Raw genomic sequence first — 19,260 nt, 5'->3', positions numbered from 1 at the left:
TGAAGGTGAAATAAATGGCAAAACCTATACAACTTAGCCCTAAAGATATGATTAATGCTTATTTGCTTTTTTTTGTGGTACACGGTGCTCAAATTGGGGTTGGTATACAGGGATTTCAACGCATTATCTATCAGGATGCTAGACAGGATGCATGGATTTCTGTTCTACTGGCTGGGATTGCCACACATCTTGTTACGTTTTGTATGATTAAAACGTTAGAAATTTACGGCTCTGATGATCTTTACGGAATTCAAATTGATATTTTTGGCAAATGGATTGGCAATTTTTTAAATGCAATTTATGTCATCTATTGCTCCGTGGCGTTCTTTTCTGTTTTACGAAATTATATTGAAGTTATACAAGCATGGATTTTTCCTAGCATCGAGACCTGGTTCCTGTCAGCAACTTTATTAATTATTATTATTTATGCCTTTACGGGAGGGCTTCGTGTCATTGTAGGCGTGTCTTTTTTTAGTATCATTCTCTCCTTATGGATTTTCCCAATGCTAGCATTTCCGATGAAATACGCTACAGTAGAAAGTCTTCTCCCTATTTTAGAAAATGATATTCGCTCCATTTTAAAAGGGGCACAATCAATGACCTTTACGATTATCGGCTTTGAAATTCTAAACGTGATTTACCCCTTTGTAAAAGACAAGAAAAAAATCAGAAAACCTGTTCATTTAGGACTATTAGCTACAACCATCATCTATTTAGCCGTGATGCTGGTGTCCATTGCTTATTACAGTGAGGGCAAGCTATTGAAAACGATATGGGCAACCTTGACATTATTTAGTTTTATTAGCTTCCCCTTTATGGAACGCTTTGAATTTGTAGCTGTTTGTTTTTGGATGCTAATCATTTTACCGAATCTATGTCTATACTTATGGGCTGCGTACCGCGGAGCAATTCGTTTATTCCCGATAAGTGAAAAGACATTTGTTTGGCTCTTTTCATTCATCGTTTTAATCGGAACATTATTGGTTCAAACACGGACACAGATTAATACAATTAACACGGTGTTTGGACAGATTGCTTTTTACGTAATCTTTGTCTACCCTATTTTACTTTGGCCAATAGCACGACTAAAGAAGAACTTCACATCAAAGAAGGTGAAAAAGAATGAACAAACTTAAAGGAAGATGGATGATTCTTCTATCCTTTGTTTTTTTATATGGATGTGCACAAACCAATATTTTGGATAAAGTTGGATTAACTACTTTAGTCGGCTATGATGTAGGTACAGAGGATAAAATAAAGACAACAGCTGTTATTCGTGAAGTAAACCCCGAATTTCAAAGCAATGTGGAAGTTCTGTCTACAGAAAACGATACGAGTAAAGGAAATCGGATGGAAGCCAATCGTAAGCTTTCGAAAAAAATCATGGTTGGTCAAATGAGAGTCATCCTATTTGGAGAGGAATTGGCAAAAAAAGACCTTCGCTATTATATTGATACAAACCTAGAAAATGCTAGTGTCAGCAATGGAATCTTTATGGCTATTGTGGAAGGTGAAACAGAAACATTACTGAAATACGAATATCAAAATATTGAGGATATTGGGCAGCATATTTTTAGGTTGATTGAACAAAATGTCAAGCAGGAATATATGATTTCCTCTACACTTCATCAAATTGCCCATGATTTCTATTCATCTGGAAAAGAATTTGCCATGCCTATTATTAAAAGAGATGACGAGCTGGTGGAATTAAGTGGGATAGCACTTTTTAAAGGCAGCAAAATGGTCAGTACCCTTCCAGCAAAAGATAGCTTTTACGTAAAGATTGTCAGAGATACCTTTAAAGTAGGTTTATATGAAACCGTTCTGGAAAACGAAGATGTACCTTCCGAAATTCTTCAAAAGCCTGCCAATAAAATAACGGTAGCTTTTGATGCAATCCAGTCGAAACGAGAAATGATGTTAGTTGATGCGGATACGCCAACATTTGACCTGAACATCAAAATCAAATCGAGAGTATTAGAGGTGTACCCTGATATCAATCAAGGGGACCCAAAAAGTGTGGCGGCACTGGAAAAAGAAATCGAGAAAAAATTGTCAAAGGAAATACGTAGAGTGATTGCTCATAGTCAGGAAGTTGAGTCTGATATCTTTGGCTTTGGTGAGAAATATCGAAGCGAAGTAAGACATGCTAAGCTAACAAAGGAAAAATGGCATAAGATATATAAAGACATGAAGGTAAATGTCAATGTTGATTTTATCATCTTACGAGATGGAGTTTTTGAATAAGCTAATGCAATGGTTGCCCTGTCATGATCGATAAAAAGTTATGGAAAAAATGTTCATATTGAAGATCAAAGGCAATTCGATGTTTTTTTTCGCCGTTGTTTTTTTCATAAGGTCTTGTTTCCGCAATACTTTGCCCTCTTGCAGGTCCTTCTAATTTATCGACAACAGATACCGGATAGGATTCATAAATGAACATGTCAGGATAAATAACTGCCATAAGTGTTAATGCATCATGCACGGGGCTTCCTAGTAATGAGGGGTCCCGTTCTTGATAAAAACGTGTATAGTATTCCATTAAGGGCTTCAAAATTTTTGTTTTTCCAAAGGAATCAATATAGTCCACCATTCCTGGTGTAACAATGGCCTTTTGCGTAGCATTTAATGGTATGATTGTCACATTTGTTGCATAGGTAAGCACAATATTAACAGCAAAAGGATCGCCATGAAAATTCGCCTCTGCCACCGTCGTCACATTGCCTGGCACCCAAAATGCTCCACCCATAATATAAAATTCCTTTACGCTTTTCATAAGCTCTTTGTAAAGGATGAACATTGTGGCAAGTGAGGTTAATCGCCCAATATTAACAATAATCAGCTCATCATCCTTATACCTTTCAATAATGTTGACAATTTCAAAAAAGTTCTCAATTTTTAATTCGTGATCATCATTCGGTATGATGGGTCCAAGTCCTCGTTCACCATGAATTTCTGGATAATAGGTGGGCTGCTCGCCAGTTAAAGGTACTTCTGCTCCTAAAATAACGGGAATCCCTTGAGGAAAGTTAAACAATTTCATGACATAATAAATATTGGACACCGCATCTTCTCGTGATACATTGCCGTAATCTGCAACAAGTCCCACAATTTCTATTGCTTGATTGAGCCGTGCATAGATTAGTGCCACCGTATCATCAATGCCAATATCCCCAAATAACAGCACTTTCTTCACCAAAGAATAGCCTCCCTTTTACTTCCATTACTGTTATCCTTATAGTAATCAAAGCTGACATTGATTATGATTTTTTTTGGAAAAATTAGTGTGTCATTCTAGTCCAATGAAAGAAAACCCATTTGCCGAAGCACATGGGTTTGATGAATTAGTTATTTGATTGAAGGAACTGATAGACTGCCATCATTTCCTGTTTATTCAATTCGCGAATACGATTAAAAATAGGAATATTGGCAACGGCCTCAAGATCGGAGCCCTCTGTTACAACATCGCTTACAGTACCAGTTAGCCATGTTTCCACATCAACGCCATCCACGATTTCCTTGCGCCCCTCCTTATTAATGCCACTTGCACCACAGCTTACACATGGCACGGTTAATTTATGGACACCGTCATGCAGCCCATCTTCAGAAAGCACCTTTTTGCCTTTACAGAATGGACAGGAGTGACTAGCTTTTACTTTATTGATTTGGGTGACGATTTTTTTGTAGCCAAATGCTTCATAGACATATGTTAGTTTTTTGTATTTACCATTCGTAAAATATTGGTCAATAATATGTTCTCTTGTCTCCTGTATAGTAGCAAAATCACAGATGGTTACTTGATTTTTACGGCTGATGTTCTCTAGATTATCCTTGATTTTGTCCCAGAACGGAAAAGCGTTTTGTAGCACGATTTCATAGCCGACAAAACTGGCTAGCTCTAATTCCAGCATTTTCAGTGCTACCTGTGTTTCCCTTGGCAATAAGGAAACATCTTGTAGCAGTGACATATCTCCGCCAACGATGGCTTTGATTTTTTCTAGTTGTGGTAAGTTGCCTACAGTTTTGATGACTTCATCAAGTGGCTGGTGAATCAATTTGCGAATATCTGTGTCCCCAAATCGCAATTTCTTGTGGTGGTTGAGCACAGTGCCATGACAAATTGGGCAAGGCACCATTTCTCTTGTTTCCTTCATTTGCTCTTTAATAATGGATTTCGAAATCACGATATAACGACCAATGATAAAATTAAAGCCCTCCCACTTTTTCGAGGATTTCGTTGCTTTATCGTAAAAGGATTTTTCCCAATAACCATATAAAAATGTATGCTTTTCTTCCTCAGTCATGTCATGATAGCTTTTACTGATATCCTGACCAAGCTCATTTTTTATTTGCTCAAAGAGAAACGCTATTTTGGCATGTTGATAGTATTTCAAGACCTCCATGATGTCTGGATGTAAGAGACCGTCCCAAAATGGCACGTTTTTGTCTTGTACGACAAGATCAAAATCGAATTTTTCAATTTCCAATCGACCAGAGCAGCTAGGACAATGATTTTCTTGGCTGTAAAAATCAAAGCTTCTTGTATCCTTATTCGTTGGATGTGCAGCCACAATATGATTGATCAGACCACCTATTTCATAGAGAAAACTATATTGGCTATATAAATGTCTTTCCAAATCAATGGCAACAACAGGGGCAATCTTATTGGATTCGTATTCACCGTAAATAAGACGAGCCATGGAAGATAAGCTTTTTAAGATGCCACCCTTATAAATATTTTCCGCATTTTTAAAATAGCTAATATGGTTGTCTTCTAAGTATTGAATGCCATTCCGTGTTGCGAGTGTAGATGCAATTTGTAATGGAGCTGTACCCGTTGAATGGTTATCCTGCTTAAAATAATCGTCATGACTGGTCACATCAAGATGTGTTACAGGCTCCTGCTGTCTTCTACCGAAGTCCACAACAAAATCTGAGCTTTCCAACATATAGGCATTATGCTCAATCATCAGGATGGAGATGGTTTCATCCTCTAGGATGTCCCTTACACTATCAATGAACTGGTTTAAAATATTTTGAGATAGCCCTTTAGAAGGCTCGTCAAAAATAAATAATGTATGTGGATTACGCGAGTTGGCAAATAACTCTGAGACTAAATGCACACATTGGAATTCACCAGTCGATAGGGATTGCGTTTTTCTTTCAAGTGTTAAATAGCCTAGTCCAAGCTTAATCAACAAGCTTAAACGTTTATGGGCGATGTCTTCATTAGGTAGTTCATCGATTATATCTTCAATCGAGCGCTGGAAAATATCATCAATATCTTCACTATATTTTGTTAGTTTCTTTTTAATATCAAGGAATGTTGCCACAGTAGATCGACTCGTAATCGATTGGTTTCGATCTTGCCCAACCATCACGAGTTTGTCCTTTGGATAGCGTTTGACAAAATCTTTAGCGATACACTCATTGACAAGCGTTGATTTTCCACAGCCAGACTCCCCCGTAAAGGTAACAAGTCGGTTTTGAGGAATGTCTATCTCGTCTATTTGGATATTACGGCAATGGAGGTCTCGGAATTGATAATAGGATATTGGCGCTGCTAGGTTTCGCTCCCAATACATAGGCTTTGGTCGTGGAGATTCTTCAACGATTTTCCCACCGTATTTTCCACTACCTGGTCCAAAGAATAGATGCTTGTCTGCTGTGTCTAACACCGTATCAGAATGATCAATTAGCCAAATTTGGTTTTTAGCGCCGAGTTGTTGAATTTGCTCTAAAATTTTCAGTAAGGTGTTATGGTCAAGGCCCACAGAAATTTCATCAACAATAATCACTGTGTTTTCGCTTGTCGCCATGAATTGTGCTAAGTAAAGTCTTGTTAATTCTCCACCTGACAATGTCCCCATAATACGATTTAATGTTAAATAGCCAATATTCATTTGCATAATATTGTGAAGAATATGCTGTTTTTCTTCACTGATATTTAATTCTTCTGATAAGGAATAGATGGCCTCGATACTTAAATTGTGAATATCAGAAACACTATAAGGTTCATTCCATAAAGTGATTTTATGTTGCTCCACTTCTGGGCTATAGCGCTTTCCTAAACATTTTTTACATTCTACATTTTTGGTTGTGCCTCGTCCTTTACACGCAGGACACCAGCCTAACGCATTGTTAAAGGAAAACATCTCTGGCGAAAGATGAAACTCATCTGCCAGTCGATGACGAATTTCTTTAAAAACACCTGTATGCGTGCCAACTGTGGAGCGTGGATTGCTGGAGATTGAGGATTTTCCTAGAAAAAGTACAAGGGGCATATCCTCCATTTTGATGGCACTGAAGTTCGTTTCCATAATGTTTGGAAACAAATATTGATATTCAGCCTTTGGCAATAAGGAAACGAGACGTTTTTTAGATTCTTCCCCAATCGTCTGACAAAAGGTCGTTTTCCCTGAACCAGACAAACCTGCTATCGCTAACGATTGATCTTCTGGTAAAACGACATCTAAACGGCTGATATTATTGGCAATTAGTTCATTAATCTTCATTTAGTTATCCTTCCATTTAAGAAAATTAAAAGATTTGACTGAAAATGAAAGAACACAATTCTTGCTACGGAATTGCGCTCTCCTTTTTGTCATTTAATTTACACTAAGCTAATACTTTTTCAAGCTGCGCACTCATATTTGTCCAAGCATATGTTGCGCCCTCGATTGCCCCTTGACGTGCCTTTGTTTCTTCGCTGAAGCCACCTTGATCTAGATGAAGCTGAGTCGAGCCATCTGCTTCCTGTGTTAATGTCCATGTAACTGTCGTTGTCTCACCAGCACTTGTCCAAGTATAAGATAATTTGTGAGGCTCTTCTATTTCCAGCACCTCACAGTCTACAATGCCGTCCCACCATTCATTTGGTTCAGCACGGAATTGGAATTTATGCCCTACAACTGGTTGGAAGTCATTGCTCCATATCCATTTTGCTAGCGTGTCTGAATCAGTTAAAGCATGCCATACCTGTTCGATGGAGCTTGTAAATTTAAAATCTAATGATACATCTGGTTTCATTTTTTTTCCTCCAATAAAAGATGTAATTTCGCGATTCTTTCTTTCCAAAATCCTTCATAAAACGATACCCAATCTTGTATTTCTTTCAATGGAGCTGCATTCAAACGATACCTCGTCTCTCTCCCTTCCTTACGAGCAATGACAAGGCCTGCATCTTTCAGGATGGCTAAATGTTTCGAAACAGCGGTACGCCCCATGTCAAATTGAGCGGTTAATTCGTGAAGCGGTAACTCATCTACCTCAGCTAATAAACGGATCAACTTTCGTCTAGTTGGGTCAGCAATGGCTACATAAACGTCACGCTCTTGATGATTGTTATTCAAAACCACCACCCTTTCTAATAGGACACTGATTGGTGTCTTAATTATATGACACCAAATAGTGTCCAGTCAATTATTATTTTGGACAAAGCGATAGGGGTTCTATACGTACAAGGTAGAATTAGCCGAAATACAAAAAAGTACAGAGGCAAGAACCTTTGTACTTGAAGTTAATTATTCATTTGTATCTTCATTTATGCCAGTTCTAAAGGTAAGAATGCGTAGTCTCCATCTCTTATAATGGAACATTTGCGCACCGCAATTGGCTGCCGGAAAAGTGGCCCATCAATGACGGTTGTATGGAATTCTCCCCCTTCACCGCAAGGATCGATATTCCGGGCTTCAAGCTCCTTTACATATTCAGGGGTAAGCACACGTCCTAAATCGTCCTCCGTCATGCCTAAGGATATGTTGACCGTGACAATCATTGTGACAAAGCCTAGGTTCATAAATTCATCGACAGCCTCTCGATGGTTCATCTCCCATAATGGCATGCCTAGCTTTAAACCAACCCTTTTAGTGACTTCATCATGCCAGCAGCCATGCGCAGGCATATCTAAGTCTCCTGTCACTAATACCTCTGCCCCTTGCTGCTTTGCATTTTCTAAGAGTCCTACAAATACTTCTTCATAATCGGCCCAACTTGCCGCAGCTATATAGACTGGCAGCCCAATAGAGTCAGCTTGTGCCTGGATAAGCTCAGGTGGCATCCCATGGGACCTTGAACGTTTCCCTTCTTCTTCCAACATCACAATGAGTCCCATTGCTTGGCCCACCTGTGATGCTTTATATAAAGCTAAAACACTATCCTTGCCACCACTAAACGAAGCAATAAATGTATGATTTTGTGCATTCTGTTTCCAGTCGGTTGTGTTGGTCATTTCCTTGTCTCCTTGTACTGTTCATCTTCTATTAGAGCGTCCTCCATTTGAATAGCTGGCAATCCTTGATTTTAATATCGAGGTAGTGATCGACAAATCATTGTAATGTTGTCATTTATACTCCTATTGCTTTAGGAAATTTTCAGGAACAAACGCCCCTTCATTTTATCACAATCATGATGAGAATTTGGCGATATCTGTTAAGGTTTAGATAGATTGCAAGAAACGGAGGGTGCACTATGAGTGATTATGTAACCAAATTAAGACAATTAGTTGGATCAATGCCTATTATATTAGTAGGTTCTACCGTCATTGTATTAAATGAGGAAAGAGAAGTCCTCCTGCAATTTCGTTCTGATAATAAAATGTGGGGCTACCTGGAGGAGCTATGGAGCCAGGAGAAACGCTTGAAGAAACAGCGAAACGAGAATTATACGAAGAGACAAGATTACGTGCAAGTAATCTTCAGCTTTTAACCATATTATCAGGTCATCAGGATTATTTTAAATATCCAAATGGGGATGAGGTCTTTGGCGTAACAGCGGTCTTTTTAGCTGAACAGGTAAATGGGCAACTATCCGCGTTAGATGGTGAAAGCTTAGCGTTAAACTATTTTTCTTTAGATGCATTACCTTCTCATCATGTTAAGAAAGCACAGGATATTATTGTTCACCATCTAAACATGAAAAACCCGAACTAATTACATCATGGTTCGGGCTTTCTGTTCATACGGCTTTGTTCATTAATAAGCTTGTGCAAACCAAACTGTATGTTTTGCTTTGTTTCCACAGCCAATACATGTTGTTTTCGTTGTTGGTGGATTAAATGGAATATTGCGAGATGTGTATTTTGTTTCTTCCTTCACTTTTTCCTCGCACGCATCCTCTCCACACCATCCAGCAAGTACCCAGCCTGGGATTGTGCCATTGTCTTTAGCTGTGTCAATATGCTGTTGTAATTGTGGAAGTGTGTCAATCGTCGTATGAGCGTTTGCTTCACGGAATTGACGAGCTTTTTCTAGTAAGCGTGTTTGCATAGTCATTAATTCTTCTTCAATAGCTGTGATAATTGTAGCTAAATCGACTGTTCGTTTTTCCTCTTCATCACGAGCTTTCAGTAAAGCTTGCTTGTTTTCTAGGTCACGTGGCCCTAATTCAACACGTACAGGTACCCCTTTTAGCTCCCATTCATTGAATTTGAAGCCTGGTGATTGGTCCGAGTCATCCAGACGTACACGAATCCCCTTCGCTTTTAAGGCAGCAAAAATCTCATCTAAATGCTCCATAATTTGAGGGTTCTTTTTCCATGGCCCTACTGGAATTAAAACGACTTGCGTTGGCGCGATGCGTGGAGGTAAAACAAGTCCCTGCTCATCACCATGCACCATAATAACTGAACCAATTAAGCGTGTAGATGTACCCCAAGATGTTGTGTGAACATATTCATGCTGGTTCGCTTTATTTAAATACTTGATGTTAAAGGCTTCTGCAAATTTTGTTCCTAAATAATGCGATGTTCCTGCTTGCACAGCCTTGCCGTTTTTCATCATCGCCTCAATAGAGTACGTATCGACAGCCCCTGCGAAACGCTCAGAAGGGGTTTTTTGTCCATCATAGACAGGAATTGCTAGCACTTGTTCCACCACTTCTTTATAAATTTCGAGCATTTGCATTGTTTCCTGACGAGCATCTGCTTCATCTACGTGTGCTGTATGCCCCTCTTGCCATAAAAATTCAGAGGTACGAATAAAAGGCAGTGTTTTCTTTTCCCAACGGAAGACATTTGCCCATTGATTGATTAGCACTGGTAGGTCCCGGTAGCTTTTAATCCAATTAGAGTAAAGATGCCCAATCATCGTCTCAGATGTTGGACGAAGGGCTAGCCGTTCTTCTAGTTGTTCTCCTGCTGCCTCAGTTACCCAAGGAAGCTCAGGTGAGAATCCTTCAATATGATCCTTTTCCTTTTGGAAGAAGGATTCAGGAATCAGCATTGGGAAATAGGCATTACGATGTCCTGTCTCTTTAAAGCGACGATCCATTTCCTCCTGAATATGCTCCCAAATTTCGTAGCCATCTGGCTTAAACGCAATACAACCACGAACAGGTGTATAATCCATTAAATCGGCTTTTTGGATGGTCTCGATATACCATTTCGAAAAATCTTCTAGTTGTTTTGACATGTGTTCTCCTCCTATTTTGTTAAATGAATACTTGTTCAACCCGTATGAAGATTTAGCTGAAGCAAGAAAAAAAGCACAAAGCTGTCCTCTGAATAAGGACGTCTTTGTGCTGGAATGACGTGGTACCACCTTGATTTAGCTTTAAGCAGAACTTAAAGCCCTCTCACGTTTGGTAACGAAAACGACTCGGTTATGTTTGCATAACATCTCCGTGGTAGGTGTTCAGTCAAGAAGCGGTGATATAGCTCTCAGCAGTTGCTATATTTTCTGTTTCACAATTCTTACTTACTTGGCCACATCATCAAATGGTCTATCATGTTAACAGTTTTACTTTATCCCACTTTAGCAAAATCATTCAGGAATAGCAATTAATAACTGGATTTATTTGTGACAGAATTAACAATGAGATTCGTAAAATCTCCTACCGATAAAGGCTTACTGAAATAATAGCCCTGCACATATTCACAGCCGTGCTCACGCAGTACGTTTAATTCAGCTTCCTCCTCCACACCCTCAGCTACTACTTGTAGGTTTAAGGCATGGGCTAATGAAATCATGGCCGAAATCATGGCGATTCCCGATTTTTCAGGCACGATATCACGGACAAAGGCACGATCTATTTTAAGCACATCCACCGGGAATTTTTTTAAGTAGTTTAGCGATGAATAGCCCGTCCCGAAATCATCTAATGAAATAGTAATACCCAGTGCTCGTAATTGCTTGATTGTATCAATTAAATCTTCCGTATAATCAAGCATACTCATCTCGGTAATTTCAATTTCTAATAAATTAGGGTCAATGCCTGTTTCTGCAATGACACCACGCACCATATCAACAAAGCCACCTATGCTAATATGAATGGGCGAAATATTCACGGCTACTCGCAAGGATAATTCATGTGATTCATTCCAAAGACGAGCTTGTGCACATGCTTTACGTAAAACCCAGACACCGATATCATTAATCAGTCCGCAATCCTCCGCAAATGGAATAAAACGATCTGGCGGAATATGCCCTAATTCAGGGTCGTACCAGCGTAGCAATGCCTCCATACCAATGACAGAATCTGTTTTTAGGTCTATTTTAGGCTGATAATGTAATTCTAGACGATCCTGTTTTAATGCTTGATGTAATTTCGTTTCTAATAAAAGCCATTTATCATTGGCCTCATCCATATTGTCACGATACAGGCGATATTGATTGCCTCGTGTAGATTTTGCTGCATACATAGCAATATCTGCGTTTTTCAATAATTCTTCTACGGAGTTTGCATGATCTGGGAATATACTGATGCCGATGCTGATACTTGCATAAAATTCATAGGTGTCGACAATAAAGCTTTCATTGAAGACGCTAATAATTTCCTTAGCCATTTCCTCAATGCGACTGACGTCATTTAAAATCATGACAAATTCATCGCTATTGTGGCGATAGAAAGAATTTGATGTATGATCAATATTGCGCAGACGATTCGACATTTCCACTAAAAACATATCGCCGATAATATGCCCAAGTCCGTCGTTAATGTGTTTGAAACGATTCACATCAATGAAAAATAACGCAAACTTCTCTCCTGTACGTCGAGATTGATGAAATTCATTTTCTAAACGCTGTTCTAATTTGCGACGATTTGGTAGCCCTGTTAGTTCATCATGATAGGCAATGTGAGTAATTTTTTTAATGTCCTTTTGCGCTGTAATATCTACGCGAATGGCAATATATTGATAAGGCTTTCCCTTTTCATCTAGGAACGGGATAATCGTTGTTTTCACCCAATATAAACTGCCATCTTTCGCACGATTGCACACCTCGCCATTCCACATATCGCCATTACCGATTGTTTTCCACATCTCTCTAAAGAAAGATTTAGGATGAAAGCCTGAATTTAGTAAACGGTGATCTTGGCCAACTAATTCTTCACGCGTATACTTGGAAATTTTACAAAAATGATCATTAACAAAAGTAATTTTTCCGGTGCGATCTGTAATCGCTACAATGATGGAACTATTCATGGCGGAAAAGATATCTTGTAATTCTTTTAGACTGTAGTTCATTTGATTAATACTACTAGGCGTGATATTCATCATTTTCATTCTCCATTCATTAAAATATGAAGGGTTTGGTACTTTTGCTTTATCTTACAGCGAGGTATAAAGTTGTGGTATATCGCCCTTTTTTATGTAATTATATTATAGTCTTAGAAAAGCAGTTAATTCAACCCAAATCTCAAAAACATTCAAAGCTACATTTGATAGTTTTTAATAAAACAGACAAAATTTAGTGGATATTAACACCTTGAAATTGTCTAAAAATATAGTTTTTTGATACTTTTGAACTAATGTAAATAGTTTATTTAGGCTATTTATCTTTTTAATACAAAACATTAAAGTTTTATATTTTGCGTTTTGATGTTATGTAAAATTTTTGTTAAAGTAAAATGCCTTACTGTCCCACATAGGAAGTAAGGCATTTTAGATGTTAAGAGACCTCATATTCAATTGAACCCCCTGTTGATTTCGCCTGCTTGTTGTAGGCATCTAACTGCTCTTGCGATAAATTTAAAATGTAATAGTGAAAATTAATAGGCTCTAGCCCATGCTCCTCACAAACTTGGCGATAAAATTCATAACCTTCTCGATAATCTGTCATCCTCATAACTTCCTTTCACATTCGTTACTATACGTCTAGTTTATTTTGTTATATAACAGAAATATTATTTGTTTAAAAATATATAACAGACTGCGATACTTGTCAATAAATTATCTGAAATTTCTTACTGAAATCACGAAAGCCCAGACCATTTTATTTAGTATGGCTGGGCTTTTCATAAAATATTCACGGCGGCTTCCGTCATAATCACATCCTTTTAAATTCCTAATTGTTTTGCTTGCATATTGTAAGCTGAAAGTTGTTGCTGTGATAATTGTAGTACATAGTAACGAAAAGAAATTGCTTCTAATCCATAGCGCTCACACATTTCACAATAAAATTCATAACCATCACGATACTTTGACATTTAAAATTCCTCCTCTAACGAATCTGTTTTATAACAGTTGTTATTATTTTTATTTAATATATAACAGATTATGTGACACGTCAAGAGATTATAATAGAAAAATTGAATAACATTAAAAGGAATTTAGCTCATCCCTTGTGGCCAAATTCCCTTGATACTTGCTATTCTCTAACGATTTCTTGTAATTGCTCGATATGACGTTGCTCGTGCAAATAGACCATTTCAATCCATTGATCGAGTGGTAATTCTCCCAAAGCTGGGTGCTGCACAGCGCGCTTAGCTAATACTTCAGGATCCTCGATTGTTTGTAAAAAGGCGAGGAGGTTCTTTCTTGTTGTGGCGAGTAAATCCTGCATGGCTTGAACGGTAAAAGGTTGTTCTGTCGGCTCTACAATCGATGGCGCCTGGATTTTTTTTGTCCGATCTAAAATGAGCTGAACATTTTTTCGAGCAGGCGTTGAATTTTCCTGGGCTTTTAATCCCCAAGCAATGGCTTTTCTCGTTGCTTCCTCTACTAATACAAGATGATGACAGATTTGTGCTACACTCCAGCTTTGTACATCTGGTTTCCTATTAAAGGCTGTGTCATCTAATGTGTCAATCTCCTGAAGCAATTGTGTCCTTGTGGCATCGAGATGATCTTTGACGTTTGACATCCTAAGCTACCCCTTTCATTAGGCGTTCTTCTATATATTCGATACAGGTAAAGCAAAATCATCTTTCTCGAACAATATTAAATGGATTATTTTCTAAGACATGCTGCAGCTGCTCATCTTCAATATGCGTATAAATTTGCGTGGTTGCGACACTAGAATGCCCTAAAATATGTTGTAAACTGCGGATATCTGCCCCTGCTTTATACATCATCGTCGCGGATGTATGACGTAGCTTGTGTGGCGTAAGTCGTTCTTTTTGAAGACCTGACTGCTGATTAATGCGTTTAACGATTTTGGCAACGGTTTGACGTGTAAAGCGTGTTCCCTTTTGTGATACAAAAAGGGGCTCCTCGCCTTCTCCTTTATAGGGTGTCTTCCCACAGTTTTCATAGTCAGCAAGTGCCTGCATACAGCTATCATTTAAATAGACAGTGCGCTCTTTGTTGCCCTTCCCAATCACGGTTAAATAACGTCCTTGGATGGATGTCTTATTGAGCTGACATAGCTCAGTGACACGAATGCCTAAATTTAAGAAAAACATCATCATGCAATAATTTCTTGGGGATGCCTGATTGCTCTTAATTCCATCTATAAATTGTGTAGCTTCCTGGAGGTTCATATAGATAGGTCTTTTTTTGCCTATCTTCGGTGTCTCTAATTCATCTGCCGGATTTTCCTCAATGAGTCGACGTTTGCCTTTTAGATATTTAAAAAAGGATTTTAAAGTCGCCACTTTTCGTGCTCTTGCAGCGGCAGAATTGCCTCGCTGTACCTCACAATATTCCATGAATAAATAAAGATCCTCTAATGTCATTTCACGGATTTCTTCTATTGTAATAGTGCTAATATCAATGGCAGCTAAATTCTCTATATTCAAATCTTCTTGGACAGCTTTGTGGAAGCGAAAAAATAAGGTCAGGTCATATTCATATTCTTTTCTTGTACGCTGAGACTTTCCTTTGATGGTCGTTAAATAGACAAGAAAATCCTTCATGAATTTTGGTTGCTTCGTTTTTTGCATGCGTATCACCTCTATTTGCTCTATTTTACCATGAAAAAACGTTCCCAAATATAAATTTGGGAACTTTATTGAAAAAAAATGCCCTTTTTCGCACTTCAGAACAAACGTTCTATATGAGCGCAATAAAAAAACCTCTTTTTATAAAAGAGGTTTTTGTTTTAACTATTTTGTGACAGTTATAGGATTTTAGGCATAAAGTTCACGGTAAATGAATATTAAAATCTAGTAGACTTTATTTGTTTTATGAGACGCTTTGAAAAAACAGTAGATGGGTAACTGTCCATGTCAATTCGTCTCACAACGCACATGGTATTATTTTACAAAAACTGAATAGTTCCCATCCTCTTGTTTTGTGAGTGACCAGTTTGTCGATAACATTTGCTGAAGTCTTGTGACTGTCTCCTCATCACACGTTAAATGCTGGATACCTGTTTCTAATAGTTGGTAATCCTTCCCTTCTTCTAATTGAAAGCGTAGCTGCAATAAACGTTGGATGCCTGGTAATGTTACATACTTGATTCGATAATGGCCATGGTATGCATCTAAGAACTGTTGTTCCCCTTCCTGATAAAGAGCCATTGTCTCACTAAATTCATAGTTTGGTACTTGTTCTTGCCAAGCTGATACATCCCCCGAACGTAAAGCTCGTAAAATCTCCTCGTCTGATAAATTTAATTTGGATAGTTTATCTAATTCATACGCTTGCATTAAATTAATGATGGTCATGGTTATTAGCTCCTTTTATGTATTTATTCACAGTGTAACATGTTTTCACTACTACTTGAATTCGGAGGCGATCCATATGATGAATTTATATGATTCTAGTCTGTTTTTCGATGAAATGTTTGACGGCAATAAGCCAAAGCCTCACTACCGATCTTTTCATCATAAGCTATCCTTTTTTTCGCAGGAGCAACTTGAAGAAAAATACCGACAAGCACAAGCAAGCTTTCTTAGACAAGGAATTACCTTTACGGTGTATGGTGCACAAGACGGAACGGAGCGTACCATGCCCTTTGATTGTGTACCTATCATTATTCCTCAAACGAAATGGGCTATGATTGAAGCAGGTGTTAAACAACGTGTGGAAGCTCTGAACTTATTTTTACAGGATGTCTACGGGCAGCAAATGATCATTCAAGACGGTCTTATTCCGAAACAGCTTGTCGAAAATAATCCGTATTTCACACCAACCATGAAGGGGCTTCATGTACCAATTGGGAATCATATATTTTTAGCAGGGATTGATTTAATTCGGGATGAAAAAGGAGATTATCATGTGCTTGAAGATAATTTACGCAACCCTTCTGGTATTTCCTATGTCTTTGAAAATCGGGATGTGATGAAGGAAGTATACCCAGAATTTTTCTCCAAGCATACGATCCGACCACTTGATAAACATATGGCTTGCATGAAAAAAGCACTTCTTGCGCATCGTCCACCTTCCATGCAAGCGGAGCGAGAGCCTAAAGCTGTGCTACTAACAGCAGGCATGTACAATTCAGCGTATTACGATCATGTCTTTTTAGCCCAGCATTTAAACATCCAGCTTGTCGAAGGACGCGATTTAGTCGTACAAGATTTGAAAGTCTATATGAAAACCATCTATGGCCTACAGCAAATCGATATTATTTATCGTCGAATTGATGATGATTTTTTAGATCCTACCGTATTTCGTGAGGATTCTTTATTAGGTGTTCCGCATTTAATGGCAGCCTATCAAGCAGGTCATGTGGCAATCTTGAATGCCGTGGGAAATGGTGTGGCAGATGATAAAGCGATGTATGCCTATGTACCTGAGATGATTCGCTATTATTTACAGGAAGAGCCGATTCTACCGAATGTGAAAACCTACCATCTAGGAGATGACAGTCAGCGTGAATGGGTGCTAGAGCATCTTGACGAGCTGGTCATTAAAAATGTGGGAGCCTCTGGTGGCTATGATATGCTAATTGGTCCACATGCTAGTAAGGAAGAGATTGCTTTGTTTAAGCAAAAAATTATAGAGCGTCCCTATCAGTACATTGCACAACCAACGATTAAATTATCCAGAGCGCCTGCCTTCCAGAATGGACGATTTTATCCTTGCCATGTTGATTTACGTGTCTATGTTATGAAGGGTGAGGATTGCTATGTGTTGCCTGGTGGTTTATCCAGAGTGGCACTACAAGAAGGGTCCCTTGTTGTGAATTCATCTCAAGGTGGCGGTGCAAAGGATACGTGGATTTTAAAGGAGGAATGGCAGCATGCTAAGTCGAGTAGCCGACGCGTTGTACTGGATGGCACGTTATAGTGAACGCACACAAACAAATGCACATATATTACAGGTACAGCTGTTGAATATGTTGGAGCAATCAGGGCAAGAACATGATTATATTGATCATTGGGAGGCTGTTTTAAATATTTGCGCCTCTAAGGAGGAGTATTTAGCAAATTATTCAACGATACGTGTCAATCCTTTGATTGACTATCTTCTATTTTCTGAGAAAAACGGTAATGCCCTTCATGCCACATTACGTGCGATTCGGGAAAATGCACGGGTTACACGTGATAGTATGCCAACGGAACTATGGGAAATTCAAAATGCCTTTTATTTAACGAAGCAACAGTCCATACTAAAAAGAGAACGACCAATTCCACTCATTGAGCTCCAAGGTTTTCTACAGAACGTACGAAAGACTTTATGGATGGAGACAGGGTTGATTGAAAGCACGGTGGATCGCGATCTTCCCTTCTATTTTATGCAGGTCGGCAAATGGCTTGAACGAGCAGAAAAAACCATGCGGATGATTGTTATTATCGTAGAACAACAAAAGCTGACAGGTATGTCGCAGTTAGAGGATGATGGTACCTTTTTATTGGAACTTACCGCAGCGAGAGAATCTTTCATGCGGAAGCATCGTCACACCGATTTATTGACGGTCATTCGCTATTTAGTCCAAGATGAGCATTTCCCATGTTCTGTGAAGTTTTGTGTAAAGAAAATAGAAGAAGCTATAACGGCTATTGAACATGATTCCTTATCCTCACGATTATTAACGCTTCAATCGGATATTAGTAGCCTAGTTCTTGCAATCGATCATATTGATTTTTGGCAAATGACTATTGAGGAAACCATAACAATGATGGAGGAAAGATTGTCTCAATTTATGGCGTTTAGTGATGCCTTTTCGACAATCTATCATTTATATGAACCCAGCGTACAACCTTGAAAGGAATTCACCACAGCTCCCTTTCAACAGGCAAGTCAGTAAGCAGAAGGAAGCGGACACGATGAAATTTGAAATTCAGCATACAAATATTTTTCAATATGAGTCTGAAGTCGATCAAAGCTTGAATACCATTCGTTTAAAGCCGCGTAGTGATGAGCGTCAGCGATTATTATCTTATCGAATTGCCATTACGCCGTCTTCCCTGACCCGTGAGCATACGGATATTTGGGGCAATACAGTTGGTTCTTTTTATATACCAGAGCAGCATCAAATACTAGAAATTCATACATCTTCGATTGTGAGTATTCAGCGTGCGCCATTTATTCATCGTATTCAATATTCACCCGAAATGCAGACCATTTTTCACTCGCAGCTATTCTATGAGCATTATTTACCGTATTTAAAAGCAACACATTTTACATTTATGACAGAGCAGCAGCTAGAGGAAGTCTATCATGCGATCGGTCATGCTGAAAATCCTGTGCTCTTTTCGCTTAATTTAATGCAATATTTATATTCGAGCTTTGAGTATGATCCGACAGCGACAAATGTAACGACAACGGCAAGTGAGGCATTTGCATTAAAACGGGGTGTTTGTCAGGATTTCACCCATGTTATGCTGGCTGTTTTACGGGCTAAAGGAATTCCAGCTCGCTATGTCAGTGGCTATTTATATGTCGATGAAAACTCAGCCCTCATTGGTGATATTGCAACACATGCTTGGGTAGAAGTCATGATCCCGGGTATTGGCTGGATTGGTCTTGATCCCACGAATAATGTGGAAGTATTGGAAAATCATATTATTTTATGTATTGGTCGCGATTATAGTGACATTAGCCCTGTGGAAGGTGTATATTCTGGAGGCAAGCATGATTTAACAGTCAAAGTGAATGTCAAAGCATTGAATCATTTATAAAAGGCGTGCAGTGATGGTGATAAATCGCGA

At 38.6% G+C, this 19,260-nt stretch carries 17 protein-coding genes and 1 pseudogene; 6 read left to right on the top strand and 12 right to left on the bottom strand.

Features of this window, described 5'->3' with window-relative positions:
• The first annotated feature begins 14 nt into the window (after positions 1-14).
• Both JTI58_RS21040 and JTI58_RS21035 read left to right on the top strand, forming a co-directional pair.
• The gene (locus tag JTI58_RS21040; protein ID WP_131520226.1) at positions 15-1,136 is read left to right on the top strand and encodes a GerAB/ArcD/ProY family transporter; all 1,122 of its coding nucleotides are present in this window, start codon (positions 15-17) and stop codon (positions 1,134-1,136) included.
• Complete coding sequence (locus JTI58_RS21035; protein WP_205443514.1) at positions 1,123-2,247, top strand: Ger(x)C family spore germination protein; 1,125 nt, start codon at positions 1,123-1,125, stop codon at positions 2,245-2,247. The genes JTI58_RS21040 and JTI58_RS21035 overlap by 14 nt, the downstream gene beginning before the upstream one ends.
• 1 nt (position 2,248) lies before the next feature.
• Here the strand turns inward: JTI58_RS21035 and JTI58_RS21030 are convergent, their stop codons facing one another.
• From JTI58_RS21030 to JTI58_RS21010, 5 genes are all read right to left on the bottom strand, one after another.
• Positions 2,249-3,199, bottom strand: coding sequence for a nucleoside hydrolase (locus JTI58_RS21030; RefSeq protein WP_205443513.1), 951 nt, complete (start codon positions 3,197-3,199; stop codon positions 2,249-2,251).
• Positions 3,200-3,344: 145 nt separating this feature from the next.
• Complete coding sequence (locus JTI58_RS21025) at positions 3,345-6,515, bottom strand: ATP-binding cassette domain-containing protein (RefSeq protein WP_205443511.1); 3,171 nt, start codon at positions 6,513-6,515, stop codon at positions 3,345-3,347.
• A 103-nt stretch (positions 6,516-6,618) separates the two neighbouring features.
• A complete protein-coding gene (locus JTI58_RS21020; RefSeq protein WP_205443510.1) occupies positions 6,619-7,029 on the bottom strand; it encodes an SRPBCC family protein in 411 nt (136 codons plus the stop codon).
• A complete protein-coding gene (locus JTI58_RS21015; protein WP_205443508.1) occupies positions 7,026-7,352 on the bottom strand; it encodes an ArsR/SmtB family transcription factor in 327 nt (108 codons plus the stop codon). Before JTI58_RS21015 ends, JTI58_RS21020 begins: the two co-directional genes overlap by 4 nt.
• A 191-nt stretch (positions 7,353-7,543) precedes the next feature.
• Positions 7,544-8,230, bottom strand: coding sequence for a Dph6-related ATP pyrophosphatase (locus tag JTI58_RS21010; protein WP_205443507.1), 687 nt, complete (start codon positions 8,228-8,230; stop codon positions 7,544-7,546).
• Between the two features lie 239 nt (positions 8,231-8,469).
• Here JTI58_RS21010 and JTI58_RS21005 point away from each other — a divergent pair.
• A pseudogene (locus tag JTI58_RS21005) lies at positions 8,470-8,930 on the top strand (NUDIX hydrolase).
• Positions 8,931-8,972: 42 nt separating this feature from the next.
• On the opposite strand, the gene proS reads toward JTI58_RS21005, so the two are convergent.
• The 7 genes from proS to JTI58_RS20970 all read right to left on the bottom strand — a co-directional run bounded on the left by proS (position 8,973) and on the right by JTI58_RS20970 (position 15,828).
• Positions 8,973-10,409, bottom strand: coding sequence for a proline--tRNA ligase (proS, locus tag JTI58_RS21000; protein ID WP_205443505.1), 1,437 nt, complete (start codon positions 10,407-10,409; stop codon positions 8,973-8,975).
• Between the two features lie 368 nt (positions 10,410-10,777).
• Positions 10,778-12,496: a sensor domain-containing protein gene (locus JTI58_RS20995; protein WP_243456169.1), complete on the bottom strand. Its 1,719-nt coding sequence runs from the start codon at positions 12,494-12,496 to the stop codon at positions 10,778-10,780.
• A 391-nt stretch (positions 12,497-12,887) separates the two neighbouring features.
• Positions 12,888-13,058 (bottom strand): hypothetical protein, encoded by a 171-nt coding sequence (locus tag JTI58_RS20990; protein ID WP_016992674.1) that lies wholly within the window; start codon positions 13,056-13,058, stop codon positions 12,888-12,890.
• Between the two features lie 217 nt (positions 13,059-13,275).
• Positions 13,276-13,425: a transcriptional regulator gene (locus tag JTI58_RS20985; protein ID WP_155591126.1), complete on the bottom strand. Its 150-nt coding sequence runs from the start codon at positions 13,423-13,425 to the stop codon at positions 13,276-13,278.
• A gap of 161 nt (positions 13,426-13,586) precedes the next feature.
• Positions 13,587-14,081, bottom strand: coding sequence for a DinB family protein (locus JTI58_RS20980; RefSeq protein ID WP_205443501.1), 495 nt, complete (start codon positions 14,079-14,081; stop codon positions 13,587-13,589).
• 58 nt (positions 14,082-14,139) lie between these two features.
• Positions 14,140-15,102 (bottom strand): tyrosine recombinase XerC, encoded by a 963-nt coding sequence (locus tag JTI58_RS20975; protein ID WP_205443500.1) that lies wholly within the window; start codon positions 15,100-15,102, stop codon positions 14,140-14,142.
• Positions 15,103-15,414: 312 nt separating this feature from the next.
• Positions 15,415-15,828 (bottom strand): hypothetical protein, encoded by a 414-nt coding sequence (locus JTI58_RS20970; protein WP_205443499.1) that lies wholly within the window; start codon positions 15,826-15,828, stop codon positions 15,415-15,417.
• Positions 15,829-15,904: 76 nt separating this feature from the next.
• Between JTI58_RS20970 and JTI58_RS20965 the strand changes: the two genes are divergently transcribed.
• The 3 genes from JTI58_RS20965 to JTI58_RS20955 all read left to right on the top strand — a co-directional run bounded on the left by JTI58_RS20965 (position 15,905) and on the right by JTI58_RS20955 (position 19,230).
• Entirely contained in the window at positions 15,905-17,395 is a 1,491-nt protein-coding gene (locus JTI58_RS20965; RefSeq protein WP_205443498.1) for a circularly permuted type 2 ATP-grasp protein, read from the top strand.
• On the top strand, positions 17,349-18,314 hold the full coding sequence (locus JTI58_RS20960) for an alpha-E domain-containing protein (RefSeq protein ID WP_205443497.1): 966 nt from the start codon (positions 17,349-17,351) through the stop codon (positions 18,312-18,314). Before JTI58_RS20965 ends, JTI58_RS20960 begins: the two co-directional genes overlap by 47 nt.
• Before the next feature lie 61 nt (positions 18,315-18,375).
• A complete protein-coding gene (locus JTI58_RS20955; protein WP_205443496.1) occupies positions 18,376-19,230 on the top strand; it encodes a transglutaminase family protein in 855 nt (284 codons plus the stop codon).
• Positions 19,231-19,260: the final 30 nt, after the last annotated feature.

It is taken from the genome of Lysinibacillus fusiformis (genome assembly GCF_016925635.1).
In the GTDB taxonomy this organism is placed as follows: Bacteria; Bacillota; Bacilli; order Bacillales_A; family Planococcaceae; genus Lysinibacillus; species Lysinibacillus fusiformis_F.
The sequence above is the reverse complement of the archived record's forward strand: the minus strand, read 5'-3'. Positions and strand labels throughout refer to the sequence as shown.

Coding starts and splice junctions, on each gene's coding strand:
- JTI58_RS20985 (WP_155591126.1), bottom strand. CDS start 13,425: ATGTCAAAGTATCGTGATGGTTATGAATTTTATTGTGAAATGTGTGAG.
- JTI58_RS20955 (WP_205443496.1), top strand. CDS start 18,376: ATGAAATTTGAAATTCAGCATACAAATATTTTTCAATATGAGTCTGAA.
- JTI58_RS20960 (WP_205443497.1), top strand. CDS start 17,349: ATGCTAAGTCGAGTAGCCGACGCGTTGTACTGGATGGCACGTTATAGT.
- JTI58_RS20970 (WP_205443499.1), bottom strand. CDS start 15,828: ATGACCATCATTAATTTAATGCAAGCGTATGAATTAGATAAACTATCC.
- JTI58_RS21020 (WP_205443510.1), bottom strand. CDS start 7,029: ATGAAACCAGATGTATCATTAGATTTTAAATTTACAAGCTCCATCGAA.
- JTI58_RS20965 (WP_205443498.1), top strand. CDS start 15,905: ATGATGAATTTATATGATTCTAGTCTGTTTTTCGATGAAATGTTTGAC.
- JTI58_RS21010 (WP_205443507.1), bottom strand. CDS start 8,230: ATGACCAACACAACCGACTGGAAACAGAATGCACAAAATCATACATTT.
- JTI58_RS20990 (WP_016992674.1), bottom strand. CDS start 13,058: ATGACAGATTATCGAGAAGGTTATGAATTTTATCGCCAAGTTTGTGAG.
- JTI58_RS20975 (WP_205443500.1), bottom strand. CDS start 15,102: ATGCAAAAAACGAAGCAACCAAAATTCATGAAGGATTTTCTTGTCTAT.
- proS (WP_205443505.1), bottom strand. CDS start 10,409: ATGTCAAAACAACTAGAAGATTTTTCGAAATGGTATATCGAGACCATC.
- JTI58_RS21025 (WP_205443511.1), bottom strand. CDS start 6,515: ATGAAGATTAATGAACTAATTGCCAATAATATCAGCCGTTTAGATGTC.
- JTI58_RS21040 (WP_131520226.1), top strand. CDS start 15: ATGGCAAAACCTATACAACTTAGCCCTAAAGATATGATTAATGCTTAT.
- JTI58_RS21035 (WP_205443514.1), top strand. CDS start 1,123: ATGAACAAACTTAAAGGAAGATGGATGATTCTTCTATCCTTTGTTTTT.
- JTI58_RS20995 (WP_243456169.1), bottom strand. CDS start 12,496: ATGATGAATATCACGCCTAGTAGTATTAATCAAATGAACTACAGTCTA.
- JTI58_RS20980 (WP_205443501.1), bottom strand. CDS start 14,081: ATGTCAAACGTCAAAGATCATCTCGATGCCACAAGGACACAATTGCTT.